Origin of the sequence: Variovorax sp. CF313 (assembly GCF_000282635.1) — a bacterium.
In the GTDB taxonomy this organism is placed as follows: domain Bacteria; phylum Pseudomonadota; class Gammaproteobacteria; order Burkholderiales; family Burkholderiaceae_C; genus Variovorax.
Genome location: NZ_AKIW01000020.1, coordinates 44,702 through 58,593 on the forward strand (window position 1 = coordinate 44,702; position 13,892 = coordinate 58,593).

A 13,892-nucleotide genomic window follows, 5' to 3' on the forward strand; every position below is an offset into this window, starting at 1 on the left:
CACGGCCGCCACTGATAATTCCGCCATGCTGTTCCTGCTTTCCCCTGCGAAGTCGCTCGACTACGACACTCCGGTTCCCTCTGAAATCCCCGCCACTCAACCCCATTTCGAATCTCCGCGCGGCCCCTCTGTCGAGCTGATCAGGCTGCTGCGCGAGAAGTCGCCCCAGCAGATCTCCGAGCTGATGCACCTGTCGGACAAGCTCTCCGCCCTGAACGTGGCCCGCTACCAAGCCTGGTCCGGCAAGAGCACCGAGAAGAACGCCCGCCAGGCCGCCTTCGCCTTCGACGGCGACGTCTACGGCGGCCTCGATGCCCGCACGCTCACCAAGGGGCAGTTGGCCTGGGCGCAGGACCACGTCTGCATCCTCAGCGGCCTCTACGGCCTGCTGCGCCCGCTCGACCTGCTGCAGCCATACCGCCTCGAGATGGGCACGCAACTGGCCAATCGCCACGGCAAGGACCTTTACGCCTTCTGGGGTTCGCGCATCGCCGAGCACCTCAACGAGCGCCTCGCGGCCGACCGCACGCCGGTGGTCGTCAACGTCGCCTCGCAGGAGTACTTCAAGTCGGTCGACAAGAAGGTGCTCAAGGCCCGTGTGGTCGAATGCGTGTTCGAGGAGTGGAAGGGCGACAGGTACAAGATCGTGAGCTTCTTCGCCAAGCGCGCGCGCGGCCTGCTGGCCCGCTGGGCCGTGCAGCACAAGGCGGCGACGCCCAAGGCACTGGAAAAATTCGACCTCGAGGGTTATGGTTTCGACGCCCAGGTGTCGACAGCCGAAAGGCTGGTGTTCAGGAGGAAAGTCTGATGTCGCAACCGATCAGTCCGGAACTGCGCGAGTGGCTGGTGGCCCAGCTCGCGGCCGGGCACTCGGTGCCAGCGCTGCGCGCTTCCATGCGTGCGGCCGGCTGGCACGATGCCGCCGCCGACACGGCGCTGGCCCAGCTCGAGGCCGGATTCCCCAACGTGGAGGTGGCCCTGCCGCCCGTGCGCACCAAAATGCCCGGCCCCGACCTCGACGGTGCGCCGCTGTACCTCGATGCCGGCGACCGCCGCGTGCAGGTGCTGCAGACCATGCGGCATCCGCGTGTCGTCGTGTTCGGCAACCTGCTGTCGGCCGAGGAGTGCGAAGGCCTGATCGCTGCGGCGCGTGTTCGGCTCGCGCGTTCGCTCACCGTGGAGACCCGCACCGGCGGCGAGGTGCTCAACGTCGACCGCACCAGCGACGGCATGTTCTTCGAACGCGGCGAGAACGAGATCGTCGCGCGGCTGGAGCAGCGCCTCGCCACGCTGCTGCGCTGGCCGCTCGAATACGGCGAGGGCCTGCAGATCCTGCGCTACGCCCCCGGCGCACAGTACCGCCCGCACTACGACTACTTCGACCCCGGCGAACCCGGCACGCCCACCATCCTCAAGCGCGGCGGCCAGCGTGTCGCCACGCTGGTGATGTACCTGCAGGAGCCCGAAGGCGGCGGCGCCACCACCTTCCCCGACGTGGGCCTCGAAGTGGCGCCGGTGCGCGGCTGCGGCGTGTTCTTCAGCTATGACCGGCCCGACCCCGTCACTCGCACGCTGCACGGCGGCGCGCCGGTGCTGGCGGGCGAGAAGTGGGTCGCCACCAAGTGGCTGCGCGAGCGCGAGTTCAAGTAAGCAAGAAGCCGATGAAAGTCACCGCCAACGGCCTGCAGATCGAAGTCGACGACACCGGAGGCGAGGGTCGCCCCGTGATCCTGCTCATCATGGGCCTGGGCATGCAGCTGGTCGCATGGCCCACGGGCTTCGTGCAGCAGCTGGTCGACGCGGGCTTTCGCGTGGTGCGCCACGACAACCGCGACATCGGCCTGAGCCAGGGCTTCGACCATGCGGGCGTGGGCAACGTCGTGTGGGAAACCATCCGCCATCGCCTCGGCCTGCCGGTGCGCTCTGCCTACACGCTGCAAGACATGACCCTTGATTCGCTCGGTGTACTCGATGCGCTGGGCATTGAAAGGGCCCACATCGTCGGCGCCTCCATGGGCGGCATGATCGCCCAGCGCATGGCCGCTACCGCACCGCAGCGCACGACCAGCCTCGTGAGCATCATGAGCTCCAGCGGCGCACGCGGCCTGCCCGGGCCGCGCCGCGAGGTGGCCTCCATGCTCATGCGCCGTCCGGTGGGCCGCGACGAGGCTGCGCTGGTCGCGCACAGCATTCGGCTGCTGCGGCTGATCCAGAGCCCCGCCTACCCGCAGAGCGACGAAGAGCTGGCCGCGCGCCTCACCTTCAGCATGCGCCGCGCATACCGCCCGGCCGGGCTGATGCGGCAGATGCTGGCCGTCGGCGCCGATGCCGACCGGCCGCAGGTGCTGGCGCGCATCCAGTCGCCCACGCTGGTGCTGCACGGCGACGCCGATGCGCTCGTGCCCATTGCCTGCGGCGAGGACACCGCCAGGCGCATTCCCGGTTCGCAATTCGTCGCCATCCCCGGCATGGGCCACGACCTGCCGCCCGAGGTGTGCACCATCCTCGCCAACCACATTGCTCCGTTCGCGCATGCAGCGGAGGCCAGAAACGCCACACCATGAGCCACGACCCGAACTCCAACACGCCCGAGCAATCGCAGCTCGGCCGCGCCTCGGCCTACGCCGACCGCTACGACCCCACGCTGCTGTTTCCCATCGCGCGCGCCACGCAGCGCGAGGCCATGGGCATCAGGTCCGATGCCTTGCCCTTCTTCGGCGCCGACCTCTGGACCGCGTTCGAGGTGAGCTGGCTCAACCTGCGCGGCAAGCCGCAGCTGGCCATCGTGCACTTCACCATTCCGTGCGAGACGCCCAACATCATCGAGAGCAAGAGCTTCAAGCTCTATCTCAACAGCTTCAACAACAGCCAGTTCGCGAGCGCCGACGCGGTGCGCGAGCGCCTGCGCGCGGACCTGTCCGAAGCCGCGTGGCGCGGCAGCGACCAGTCGGCCGGCATCGGCGTGAAGCTGATGGCGCCCGACATGTTCGACCGCGAGCCGGTGCACGAACTCGACGGCCTCGACCTCGACCGCCTCGACATCGAGTGCACCCACTACCAGCCCGCGCCGGAGCTGCTGAGCAGCGATGCCACGCAGGTGCATGTGAACGAAACCTTCACCAGCCGCCTGCTCAAGAGCAACTGCCTTGTCACCGGCCAGCCCGACTGGGGCAGCGTGCAGATCCGCTACAGCGGCCCGCCCATCGACCAGGCCGGGCTGTTGGCGTACATCGTGAGCTTTCGCAACCACAACGAGTTCCACGAACCGTGCGCCGAGCGCATGTTCACGGACATCTGGAGCCGCTGCAAGCCGACCAAGCTGGCGGTGTATGCGCGCTATACGCGGCGCGGCGGGCTGGACATCAATCCGTTCCGCACGAGCTGGCCGCAGGCGCTGCCGGCGAACATCCGCACGGCGCGCCAATAGCCGTCCCCGGGGCCGCGCCGAAGGCCCTCTTCGGAAACCTGAAACCCGCTTTCGCTTCGCCTGTGGCATTCTGAAATATGCCCGCGAACCCGCGGTCGAAAGAACCTCCGGAGCACAGACAAACATGGTTGAAGGAAAAGTGGTCGTCGTCACGGGCGCGGGCGGCGGCATCGGGCGCGACATCGCGCTGGCCATGGCGGCCCACGGCGCGAAAGTGGTGGTCAACGACATCGGCGCCGCGCTCGATGGCGCCGGCGGCAGCGCCGGCCCCGCGCAGCAGGTGGTCGACGAGATCCGCGCGGCCGGCGGCCAGGCCGTGTCCAACACCGACAGCGTGGCAGATGCCGCCAGCGCGGCGCGTATCGTGCAGTGCGCGCTCGACAGCTTCGGCCGCATCGACGCGGCGGTCAACAACGCGGGCATCCTGCGCGACCGCTTCTTCCACAAGATGTCGGTCGACGAGTGGGACTCGGTGCTCAAGGTGCATCTCTACGGCGCATACCACGTGAGCCGCGCGGCGGCCGTGCACTTCAAGGAACAGAACGCGGGCGCGCTGGTGCACATGACCTCCACCTCGGGCCTGATCGGCAACTTCGGCCAGGCCAACTACTCGGCCGCCAAGCTCGGCATCGTCGCGCTGTCGAAGTCGATCGCGCTCGACATGCAGAAATTCAACGTGCGCTCGAACTGCATCGCGCCCTTTGCCTGGAGCCGCATGATCGGCGCGATTCCCACCGACACCGACGAGCAGCGCGCCCGCGTCGACAAGATCAAGCAGATGACGCCGGCCAAGGTCGCACCTCTGGCGGTGTACCTCGCGAGCGAGGCGGCGGGCGCGGTCAACGGCCAGATCTTCTCGGTGCGCAACAACGAGATCTCGCTCATCAGCCAGCCGCGCCCGGTGCGCTCGATCCACCGCTCCGAGGGCTGGACGCCGCAGAGCATCGCCGAGCACGCCATGCCCGCGATGCGCGCGAGCTTCTTCCCGCTCGACCGCTCGGCCGACGTGTTCAGCTGGGACCCCGTCTGAGGACAAACCCGCAAGCGGGCGCGCACGGCGCCATTCGCCGGACAATGCGCGTTACTTTCCTTCCTCGCGCGCCTGACCGGTGAACCTGCATTTCGACCTGTTCGACCTGAAACTGTTCGTCTACGTGGCGGAGGCGCGCAGCCTCACGCGCGGCGCCGAGAAGGCCTGTATCTCGCTGGCCGCAGCCTCCACGCGCATCAAGCAGATGGAAGAGGCCGTGGGCGGCAAGCTGCTGCATCGCAGCGCGCAGGGCGTGAGCCTCACGGCCGCGGGGCAGGCCGTGCTCTACCATGCCAAGCGCGTGATGCAGCAGATGGAGCACCTGCGCTGCGACATGCAGGACTTCGGCAAGGGCATCAAGGGCCATGTGCGCGTGTTCGCCAATACCACCTCGATCACCGAGTACCTGCCGCAGAAGCTCGCGGGCTTCCTCACGCAGCATCCGGCCGTGCAGGTGGACCTGCGCGAATACCTCAGCGAAGAGATCGTGCGCGCCGTGGCCGACGGCGAGGCCGACATCGGCATCCTTGCCGGCGACGTGCATACCGGCGAGTTCGATGCGCGCGCGTTCGGGCGCAACCACCTCGTGCTGGTGGTGCCGCTCACGCACCACCTCGCGGGCGCCCCTTCGGTGGCCTTCGCCGACACGCTCGACGAACAGCACGTGGGCCTGCACCACGGCAGCGCCATCCACCGCTTCCTGCAGCGCCGCGCCGAACTGGCGGGGCGGGGCTTCAACCCGCGCATCCAGGTCAGCAGCTTCGAGGCGATCTGCCTGATGATCGAGGCGGACGTGGGGGTGGGTGTGTTACCCGCGTCTTCCGCCCAGCGGCTGTCGATGGCGATGCGCATCTCGACTGTGGCGCTCAGCGATGCGTGGGCCGAGCGGGAGCTGAAGTTGATCGCACGTGATCGGGAACAGCTGCCTGCATCTGCTCGGGAGCTGTTCGATCACCTGATCGCTTCCTGAGCCTGGGCGTTCCATCCGGCACCGCAGACCGGGCCCGGGGCGGGCCTGAGGCCCTTCCTGCCTCAGGGCAACCAGCGCGTCACTTTCCGGGTCTCGCCCAGTTGCCAGATGCGGTTGCATAGGGCCTTTGCTTCTTCTGCCGTCACGCCTTCACCGTAGTGCGCGAGGCGCTGCATCTTGTCCTCGATCTCGGTGCGGCTCAGGCTGTTGCCGGGGTCGCCCTTGGGTTCGTCGACGCGGCCCTGCAGCGTGCGGCCGTCGGCGGTGTGTACGCTGACCTTGCCGATCCAGCGCGCGGGGTAGGCAGTGTCGACTTCGGCGTCGAGTTGCATCGTCACCTTGTCGCGGAAGGCCGAGACTTCGGGCGCGAGAAAGTCGCGGTCGAACTCGCCGAGGCCTGCGCGGCCGTGCACGGCAATGAGGCCCAGCACCGTGCCCATCGAGAACTTGCCCTGGTGCACGGTCGCGGGCACCGTCACGCGGCCCAGCACGTCGATGGCGCCCTGGTGCACGTGCGTGGTCACGCGCGACACGTCGGCGGGCTTGAGCTTGTTCTGCGTCATCACCTGCAGCAGCGCGTCGGCGGCGGGGTGGGTGTGGCGGCAGGAGGCGTGGTACTTGAAGGAGGTTTCGGCCAGTGTCCAGCGTGTGCCGAGGCCATCGACGAGCTTCGCCGGATCGGCATCGCTCGACATGCCGACGCCCAGGCCCTGCGCGCCCTCGAGGATCTTCGCCGCGCCGGTGAAGCCGTCCTGCGCAAGGTAGGCCGACATCAGCCCGCTCGCCGCCGCGTGCGCGCAGTGCAGTTGCTTCGAGTCGGCCGCGTCGCGCAAAAACTCCCATACGCCGGCCGACTGCGTGCCGGCCGAGCCGAAGGCGTGCAGCATCTGCTGCGGCGTGAGGTCCAGCAGGCGGCCGACCGCTGCTGCAGCGGCGAGCGTGCCCGCCGTCGCGGTCGTGTGGAAGGTCTTGTAGTGCGAGCGGCCGAGAAATTCGCCGACGCGGATGCCGACCTCATAGCCCGCGACCACGGCCGTCAGCAGTTGCGCACCGCTTGCGCCGAGGCTCTGCGCCACGGCCAGCGCGGGCGCTATGACGACGGCAGCGGGGTGGAACACCGAGCCGTTGTGCACATCGTCCTGCTCCACATAGTGCGAGGCCGCCGCATTGACCAGCGCCGCGAACACCGGCGAACTGGTGCGGCGCGAGGTCAGTATCTCGCTGGGCCCGTCGGCCGGCCCCATCATCTGCGCGAAGCGCTCGATGCTGCGCACCGGCCGTGCCGTGCGGGCGGCGAGCACCGAGCCCAGCCAGTCGAGCATCAGGTCCTCGGTGCGGCGAAGCACGGAGGCGGGGATGTCACCGAACTTCAGTTCGGCGGCGAAGGCGGCGAGCACCTTGCTCGGGTGGTCCACAGCGTTCATGGCAATCGCATCCCTCATTTAGAACGAGCGGGGCAGGCCGAGCATGTGCTCCGCCACGTAGCTCAGGATCAGGTTGGTGGAAATCGGCGCCACCTGGTAGAGCCGCGTCTCGCGGAACTTGCGCTCGATGTCGTATTCGCAGGCGAAGCCGAAGCCGCCGTGGAACTGCAGGCAGGCGTTGGCCGCCTCCCAACTCGCCTTGGCCGCCAGGTACTTCGCCATGTTGGCCTGTGCGCCGCAGGGCTGGTGCGCGTCGAACAGGCGGCAGGCTTCATAGCGCATGAGGTTCGCTGCTTCCACTTCGATGAACGCTTCGGCAATCGGAAACTGCACGCCCTGGTTCTGCCCGATCGGGCGGCCGAACACCACGCGCTCCTTGGTGTAGGCCGTTACCCGGTCGATGAACCAGTAGCCGTCGCCGATGCACTCCGCGGCGATCAGCGTGCGCTCGGCGTTGAGCCCGTCGAGGATGTACTTGAAGCCCTGGCCTTCCTCGCCGATCAGGTTCTCGGCCGGAATCTCGAGGTTCTCGAAGAACAGCTCGTTGGTCTCGTGGTTCACCATGTTCAGGATGGGCTGCACCGTCAGTCCCTTGCCGATGGCCTCGCGCAGGTCGACGATGAAGATCGACATGCCTTCGGACTTCTTCCTCACGTCGGCCAGCGGCGTGGTGCGCGCCAGCAGGATCATCAGGTCCGAATGCTGGATGCGCGAGATCCACACCTTCTGCCCGTTGATGACATAGCGGTCGCCCTTCTTCACAGCCGTGGTCTTGATCTTGGTGGTGTCGGTGCCGGTGGTGGGTTCGGTCACGCCCATCGACTGCAGGCGCAGTTCCCCGTTGGCGATCTTCGGCAGGTAGGCGCGCTTCTGCGCCTCGCTGCCGTGGCGCAGCAGCGTGCCCATGTTGTACATCTGGCCGTGGCAGGCGCCGGAGTTGCCGCCGCAGCGGTTGATTTCTTCCATGATCACCGAGGCCTCGGTCAGGCCCAGGCCGGAGCCGCCGTACTCCTGCGGGATCAGCGCGGCCATCCAGCCGGCCTTGGTGAGCGCGTCGACGAATTCCGCGGGGTAGCCGCGCGCCTCGTCGATCTTGCGGAAGTAGGCATCGGGAAACTGCGTGCACAGGTCGCGCACGGCGTCGCGGATGTCGGGGAAGTTCTTGTCGTTGGCGTTGTTCATTGTTTGCTGCTGCTCAGTCCCGGCGCGGGCCGCCGGCTTCCTTCTCCACGCGCTGCCAGATCTCGACCGCCATCGGATCGTCGATCTCCTCGAGGATGTGGCCCACGAGGCCGATGGCGCGCGCCATCACGCCGAAGCCGCGGATGATCTTCCACGGAAAACCGAACTCGGCCGCGATCGCGCCGATGGCACCGGTCGCGTTGATCGGTAGCGATTTGCCCGACACGCGCTCGGCTTCCTCCTGCACCGCCTGCATCAGCGCGACATAGTGGCTCGACAAGCCGTTCTGCGCCGCGATCTGGAACAGCCGCGGCGTGCGCGGGTCGATGGGCTTGTGCAGCGGATGGCCCAGCCCCGGCACGATCTGCTTGCGCGCGCGATGATCGGCCACGATGTCCTTCGCCATGTCGGCGAGCGGGCGCGTGGGCTTCTCGCCGAAGGGAATTGCTTCGTAAAGCATCTTCGCCGCGCCCTCGGTGCTGCCGACGAACACCGTGCCCAGGCCGCAAAGACCCGCTGCCACAGCGGCTTGCAGCGCTTCGGGGGCGCCTGCGTACGTGAGGCGCGCAGCCAGCGCGCTGGGTGTAATGCCGTGCTCCACCAGCGTGACGACGATGGCGTTGAAGGTGACGGATTCCTGCGGCGTCGGGATGCGGCCCGTGAGTTCCAGGAAGGCCATGTCGCCGAGGTTCAGGTGGCCGAGGATTTCCGAAGGCAGGTCGCGCCCGCGCACGGTGATCTTGTCCGGCGTGCTGTGGCCCAGCTCGGTGTGCAGGGATTTCTTGATCTTGGTCATGGCGCCGAATCTAGCCCTCCATCGCGCGAGGCGGCTGCGTGATTGCAAAACCCTCCCTTCGGCAAATGCGAATGCCGCCCGGCGGGGCCTTCTGTCACGCTGCGGCGATGGACTTCGAATCACTTTCGGCGATGCGCGAAGCGGCGCTCGACTACTTCGTTCGCAGCCGCGCCATCCAGCGGCGGCGCGAGCGCATGGAACAAGCTGATGCCGATGAGGCGCACGGTTGGCGCGCAATCGCCGAGCTCGGCTGGCCCGGCATGCTGGCTCCCGAATCGGCCGGCGGTCTTGCACTGGAGCTCGACGGCGCAGCGGAAATCCTGCGGGCCGCGGGCGAGCATGTGGCACCCGAGCCGCTGCTGGCCGTGGCAGGCCTCAGTGCGCTGCTGCTGGCGCGGCTCGGTACGCCGGGCGCGAACGCCTTGCTCGCCGAACTGGTTACAGGCCGCAGCCTGCCCGCGCTGGCATGGCAGGAGAGCGCTGGCGACCTCAGCGCCGTGCCGCTGGCCTGCGGCTGCGAGCCGCGGCCCGGCCACATTGGCGGCGTGCTGCTGCAGGGCGAAAAGCTCATGGTGCTGCCCGGCGCGGGCGCCAGCGGCTGGCTGGTGTCGGCGCGCGGCGACGACGACGCGGTGCTGCTGTGGGTGCCGCGCGGCACCGAAGGCGTGACGGAGGCGCTGGTGCCGCTGGTCGATGGTGGCCAGGCCTCGAACCTGCGCTTCGAGCAGGTCGCCTTGCCGCCGGAGGCCGTGCTGGCCGAAGGGCCGGCTGCGCAGGATGCCTTGCGCCATGCACTCGCGGCCGGCCAGATCCTTCAATCCGCCGAACTGCTGGGTGCGGGGCAGGCCATGCTGGCGCAGACGCTGGCCTACCTGCGCACGCGCTCCCAGTTCGGCAAGCCCATCGGCAGCTTCCAGGCGTTGCAGCACCGTTGCGTCGACATGTTCATCCATCTCGAAGTGGCGCAGGCCACGCTGAACGAGGTGCTGGCGGTGGCAGGGCAGGGGTTGACGGTCGACCGGCTCGAAGCGGAGGCAAGCCGCGTCAATGCGCGCTGCACGGCCGCCGCGCTGCAGGCTTCGCGCACCTCGGTGCAACTGCATGGCGCCATCGGCTATACGCAGGAGTGCGACCTGAGCCTGTTCTACAAGCGGGTGCTGTGCCTGTCGGCGTGGCTTGGGAATGTCAGTGCGCATCAGCGGCGGCATGCCGTGCTGGCTGGAGATGCCGAAGCGACCACGGGCGCGGCCACCTGGAAAGGCGAGTTCCCGCGCACGGCAGACTGGTCCACCATGCCCGAGGCCGAGTTCCGCCGCATGGTGCACGCCTTCCTGCAGCAGCGCTATCCGCAGCAGCTGCGCTACCTCTCGCACCGCGCACGCTGGAGCGAGATGCGCGAGTGGTACCTCACGCTGTCGGCGCAGGGCTGGATCGCGCCCGCCTGGCCGCAGGCGCACGGCGGCATGGGCCTGCCCGCCGACAAGCTCATCGCGTGGATCGAGGAGCTGGAGCAGTACGGCGTGGCGCGCGCACCCGACCAGGGCATCGTGATGATCGGGCCGCTGCTCATCCAGCACGGCACGACCGAACAGCAGCAGCGCTTTCTGCCGCGCATCTTGAGCGGCGAGCATGTGTGGTGCCAGGGCTATTCGGAGCCCAACGCCGGCTCCGACCTCGCGGGCCTGCGCACCGAAGCCCTGCCCGCGCGCGATGCGCAGGGCGATCACTTCGTGGTCAACGGCCAGAAGATCTGGACCACGCTCGCGCAGGACGCCAACCACATCTTCATGCTGGTGCGCACCGACAAGGAGGCGCGCAAGCAGGAGGGCATCAGCTTCCTGCTGTGCGACCTGCGCACACCGGGCATCACCATCCGGCCGATCCGCACGCTGGCGGGCGAGCCCGAGTTCTGCGAAGTGTTCTTCGACAACGTGCGCGTGCCGGCCGAGAACCTCGTGGGCAAGCTGCACGGCGGCTGGACCATCGCGAAGGCGCTGCTGGGCTTCGAGCGCATCTTCCTCGGCAGCCCCAAGCAGTCGCAGTACGCGCTGGGTCAGCTCGCGCGGCTGGCGCAGGCGCGGCGCCTGTTCGCCGACCCGGTGTTCGCGCAGCGCTTCGCAGCGCTGCGGCTGGACGTGCTCGACCTGTCGGCGGCGTACACGGGCTTCGCGAACATCGTGCGTGCGGGCAAGCCGCTGCCGGCTTCGGTGTCGCTGCTGAAGATCTGGGCCAGCGAGACCTACCACCGCATCGGCGCGCTGCTGGTCGAAGCGGGCGACGAGCAGGGCGCCGTGGCCGGCGACCAGGTGCTCGACGGCCAGACCTTCAACGTGCTCGCGCCGCTCATCGGCTCCACGGCCGCAATGATCTACGGCGGCACCAACGAGATCCAGCGCAACATCCTCGCGCGGCAAGTCCTCGACCTGCCGGCGTGAGCGACGCAGCCGCCAAAGCAATTCATAACAGGAGACAACGCTCATGACCTCGATCGACTTTTCGCGCCGGCAATGGGTGGCCGCGCTGGCGGGCAGCGCGGCGCTGGCCGCCGTGCCCCATCGCGCCTTCGCGCAGCAGTCCTTGCCGTCCCTCATCAAGCTCGTGGTCGGCTATTCCGCGGGCGGCCCGGTGGACGGCGCCGCGCGCCTGCTCGCGCCCGCGCTGAGCCAGGCACTCGGGACGCAGGTCATCGTCGACAACCGGCCCGGCGCCAGCGGCTCGCTCGGCGGCGACGCGGTCGCGAAAGCACAGCCCGATGGCGCGACGCTGTTCTTCGGGGCGAGCCCGACCATCACCATCAACCCGAACGTGCAGCGCCACATGGCCTTCGATCCGATGAAGGACCTGACGCCCATCGCGCCGCTGGTGGACTACACCAACGTGCTCGTGGTCAACAACGAAGTCCCGGTGCACAGCGTGGCCGAGCTGCTGGCCTATGCGAAGGCACGGCCCGGCAAGGTGTTCTATGGCTCGGCGGGCGTGGGCGCGTCCAACCACCTGAGCGGCGCGCTGCTCGAGAAGATGACCGGCGTGCAGCTCACGCACGTGCCCTACAAAGGCAGTGCGCCCGCGCTCGCCGACGTGATGGCCGGCACCGTGACCATGATGTTCGACATCATCGCCACCTCGAAGCCCTTCATCCAGACCGGCAAGGTGCGCGCGCTGGCCGTCACCTCGCGCCAGCGCAACCGCATGCTGACCGAGGTGCCGACGATGATCGAATCGGGCGTGCCGGGCTACGACGTGGGCGGCTGGTTCGGCCTGTACGGTCCGGCGCGCATGGACCCGGCGCTGGTGGCGCGCATGAACGCCGCTGTGCAGAAGATGCTCGCGCGCGAGGACATCGCGAGCCGGCTGCGCGAGCAGGGCTACGACGTGTGGTCCGGCGCGGCCGACCTGCTGGCGGCCAAGGGCAAGTCCGACCGCCAGCTCTGGGCGACCGCGTCCAAGGGCATCGAGGCGGAATAGCCGATGCGCCGCATCCACAGCCTGCTGGAAGAACGCGCGACAAGCACGCCCGATGCCGTTTTCCTCTTCGAGCCTGCGGGCACGACGACCTATGCCGCGCTGCAGGCGATGGTCGACGTTGCCGCGCAAGACCTGCTGGCCGCCGGCGTGCGGCCGACCGACCGCGTGGTGCTGGTGGCCGAGAACTGCGCGGCGCACATCGCGCTGCTCATGGCCTGCAGCCGCGTCGGTGCATGGTCGTGCGGCGTGAATGCGCGCATGTCGCCGGGCGAGATCGCTGCCATCGTCGAGCGCGCCGATGCCCGTGTCTGCTGCTTCACGGCCGCCGCCTCCGAAGCCGCTGAAAAGCATGCGCAGAGGGCCGGTGCAACGGCCGCGGCGCTCGGTGGCGTGATGCGCTCGGCCGTGCGTGCCGAAGCGCGCACCGAGCCCGATCCGGCATTGGCCGACACGGCCGCCATCATCTTCACTTCCGGTACCTCGGGCACGCCCAAGGGCGTGATGGTGTCGCACCGCGGGCTGCTGCACTTCGGCCGCGTGTCGGCCCAGGTGCGCGCCCTGGGCGAGCGCGACCGCGTCTATGCCTTCCTGCCGATGACGCACATCTTCGGCATCGGAACGGTGTTGATGGCTGCGCTCACGGGCGGCGCGGCGCTGGTGCTGCGCGGCAGCTTCTCGCCGGCCGACGTGCTGCACGCGCTGGCGCACGAGCAGGTGTCGAACCTGCTCGGGCCGCCGACGATGTATGCGCGGCTGCTGGCGCACATCGAGGCGGAGGAGGCCGCGCCGTGCTTTCCGCAACTGCGCTACGTCTACACCGGCTCCGCGCCGCTCGACCCGGCGCTCAAGCAGCGCGTGGAGCAGCTGTTCGGGCAGCCGCTGCACTATGGCTACGGGCTGTCGGAGTACGCGGGCTCGGTGTTTCTCACACGCACCGAGTCGCCGCGCGCCGACACCGCGGCGGGGTATGCGGTGGAGGGGGGCGAGGCCCGTATCGTGACCCTCGACGGCAACGACGCCGCACCCGGCGCCACCGGCGAGATCTGGCTGCGCGGGCCCGGCCTCATGCTCGGCTACTTCCGCGACGCCGCCGCCACGGCGCAGGTGATGCGACCCGGCGGCTGGTATGCCACCGGCGATCTCGGCCGCTTCGGCGAGGACGGCGCGCTGTTCGTGGTCGGGCGGCTGAAGGAAATGATCATCCGCTCGGGTTTCAACGTCTATCCGGCGGAGATCGAGGCCGTCGTCGGCCGCTTCGACGGCGTGCACCTGTGCGCGGTGGTCGGCGTGCCCGAGGCCGATGGCAACGAACAGGTCGTCGCTTTCGTCGAGCTAAAGGCCGGCGCGGTGCTCGATGAAGCGGCGCTGCGCGCGTACCTCGTCGAACACCTGTCGCCCTACAAGCGCCCGGCCCGCATCGAGGTGATCGATGCAATGCCCACCACCGCCAACGGCAAGCTGCTCAAGCGCGAACTGCAGGCGCGCTGCGGGCCGGCCGCGGGCTGATTTCAGCTGAAGATCGCGGCCTGCGAAGGCCTGGAGGTAGGGGCCGGGCCCTGTGCCGGCGCCATCGTAGGCACGCTCCTACACCCGGGGGG

Annotated in this window: 12 protein-coding genes; 9 read left to right on the top strand and 3 right to left on the bottom strand. The window is 68.7% G+C overall.

Going from position 1 to position 13,892, the window contains the following annotated elements; genetic code table 11:
* Window positions 1–25: 25 nt before the first annotated feature.
* From yaaA to PMI12_RS06445, 6 genes are all read left to right on the top strand, one after another.
* Window positions 26–808: a peroxide stress protein YaaA gene (gene yaaA / locus PMI12_RS06420; RefSeq protein ID WP_007830329.1), complete on the top strand. Its 783-nt coding sequence runs from the start codon at window positions 26–28 to the stop codon at window positions 806–808.
* Window positions 808–1,650 (top strand): 2OG-Fe(II) oxygenase, encoded by an 843-nt coding sequence (locus PMI12_RS06425; protein WP_007830330.1) that lies wholly within the window; start codon window positions 808–810, stop codon window positions 1,648–1,650. Before yaaA ends, PMI12_RS06425 begins: the two co-directional genes overlap by 1 nt.
* 11 nt (window positions 1,651–1,661) lie before the next feature.
* Entirely contained in the window at window positions 1,662–2,564 is a 903-nt protein-coding gene (locus tag PMI12_RS06430; RefSeq protein WP_007830331.1) for an alpha/beta fold hydrolase, read from the top strand.
* Entirely contained in the window at window positions 2,561–3,427 is an 867-nt protein-coding gene (gene queF, locus PMI12_RS06435; protein ID WP_007830332.1) for an NADPH-dependent 7-cyano-7-deazaguanine reductase QueF, read from the top strand. The genes PMI12_RS06430 and queF overlap by 4 nt, the downstream gene beginning before the upstream one ends.
* A 124-nt stretch (window positions 3,428–3,551) precedes the next feature.
* Entirely contained in the window at window positions 3,552–4,457 is a 906-nt protein-coding gene (locus PMI12_RS06440) for an SDR family NAD(P)-dependent oxidoreductase (RefSeq protein ID WP_007830334.1), read from the top strand.
* A gap of 79 nt (window positions 4,458–4,536) precedes the next feature.
* Complete coding sequence (locus PMI12_RS06445; protein ID WP_007830335.1) at window positions 4,537–5,427, top strand: LysR substrate-binding domain-containing protein; 891 nt, start codon at window positions 4,537–4,539, stop codon at window positions 5,425–5,427.
* 62 nt (window positions 5,428–5,489) lie between these two features.
* Here the strand turns inward: PMI12_RS06445 and PMI12_RS06450 are convergent, their stop codons facing one another.
* Genes PMI12_RS06450 through PMI12_RS06460 form a run of 3 tightly spaced genes read right to left on the bottom strand, consistent with a single transcriptional unit; the run spans window position 5,490 to window position 8,829 of the window.
* Window positions 5,490–6,851: an MmgE/PrpD family protein gene (locus tag PMI12_RS06450; RefSeq protein WP_007830337.1), complete on the bottom strand. Its 1,362-nt coding sequence runs from the start codon at window positions 6,849–6,851 to the stop codon at window positions 5,490–5,492.
* 18 nt (window positions 6,852–6,869) lie between these two features.
* Window positions 6,870–8,033 carry an acyl-CoA dehydrogenase family protein gene (locus PMI12_RS06455; protein ID WP_007830338.1) on the bottom strand — a complete coding sequence of 388 codons (1,164 nt, stop codon included), beginning with the start codon at window positions 8,031–8,033 and terminating at the stop codon, window positions 6,870–6,872.
* A gap of 13 nt (window positions 8,034–8,046) precedes the next feature.
* Window positions 8,047–8,829, bottom strand: coding sequence for a citryl-CoA lyase (locus PMI12_RS06460; protein ID WP_007830339.1), 783 nt, complete (start codon window positions 8,827–8,829; stop codon window positions 8,047–8,049).
* Window positions 8,830–8,936: 107 nt separating this feature from the next.
* Here PMI12_RS06460 and PMI12_RS06465 point away from each other — a divergent pair, with 107 nt between their 5' ends.
* The 3 genes from PMI12_RS06465 to PMI12_RS06475 are packed head-to-tail and all read left to right on the top strand — an operon-like array spanning window position 8,937 to window position 13,800.
* Entirely contained in the window at window positions 8,937–11,264 is a 2,328-nt protein-coding gene (locus PMI12_RS06465) for an acyl-CoA dehydrogenase (RefSeq protein ID WP_042672959.1), read from the top strand.
* A gap of 43 nt (window positions 11,265–11,307) precedes the next feature.
* Window positions 11,308–12,294, top strand: coding sequence for a Bug family tripartite tricarboxylate transporter substrate binding protein (locus PMI12_RS06470; RefSeq protein ID WP_007830341.1), 987 nt, complete (start codon window positions 11,308–11,310; stop codon window positions 12,292–12,294).
* A gap of 3 nt (window positions 12,295–12,297) precedes the next feature.
* Window positions 12,298–13,800 (top strand): class I adenylate-forming enzyme family protein, encoded by a 1,503-nt coding sequence (locus PMI12_RS06475; RefSeq protein WP_007830342.1) that lies wholly within the window; start codon window positions 12,298–12,300, stop codon window positions 13,798–13,800.
* Window positions 13,801–13,892 lie beyond the last annotated feature (92 nt).

Excerpts from the sequence above, each read along its gene's own strand:
- yaaA (WP_007830329.1), top strand. The coding sequence starts at position 26 with ATGCTGTTCCTGCTTTCCCCTGCGAAGTCGCTCGACTACGACACTCCG.
- PMI12_RS06425 (WP_007830330.1), top strand. The coding sequence starts at position 808 with ATGTCGCAACCGATCAGTCCGGAACTGCGCGAGTGGCTGGTGGCCCAG.
- PMI12_RS06430 (WP_007830331.1), top strand. The coding sequence starts at position 1,662 with ATGAAAGTCACCGCCAACGGCCTGCAGATCGAAGTCGACGACACCGGA.
- queF (WP_007830332.1), top strand. The coding sequence starts at position 2,561 with ATGAGCCACGACCCGAACTCCAACACGCCCGAGCAATCGCAGCTCGGC.
- PMI12_RS06440 (WP_007830334.1), top strand. The coding sequence starts at position 3,552 with ATGGTTGAAGGAAAAGTGGTCGTCGTCACGGGCGCGGGCGGCGGCATC.
- PMI12_RS06450 (WP_007830337.1), bottom strand. The coding sequence starts at position 6,851 with ATGAACGCTGTGGACCACCCGAGCAAGGTGCTCGCCGCCTTCGCCGCC.
- PMI12_RS06455 (WP_007830338.1), bottom strand. The coding sequence starts at position 8,033 with ATGAACAACGCCAACGACAAGAACTTCCCCGACATCCGCGACGCCGTG.
- PMI12_RS06460 (WP_007830339.1), bottom strand. The coding sequence starts at position 8,829 with ATGACCAAGATCAAGAAATCCCTGCACACCGAGCTGGGCCACAGCACG.
- PMI12_RS06465 (WP_042672959.1), top strand. The coding sequence starts at position 8,937 with ATGGACTTCGAATCACTTTCGGCGATGCGCGAAGCGGCGCTCGACTAC.
- PMI12_RS06470 (WP_007830341.1), top strand. The coding sequence starts at position 11,308 with ATGACCTCGATCGACTTTTCGCGCCGGCAATGGGTGGCCGCGCTGGCG.
- PMI12_RS06475 (WP_007830342.1), top strand. The coding sequence starts at position 12,298 with ATGCGCCGCATCCACAGCCTGCTGGAAGAACGCGCGACAAGCACGCCC.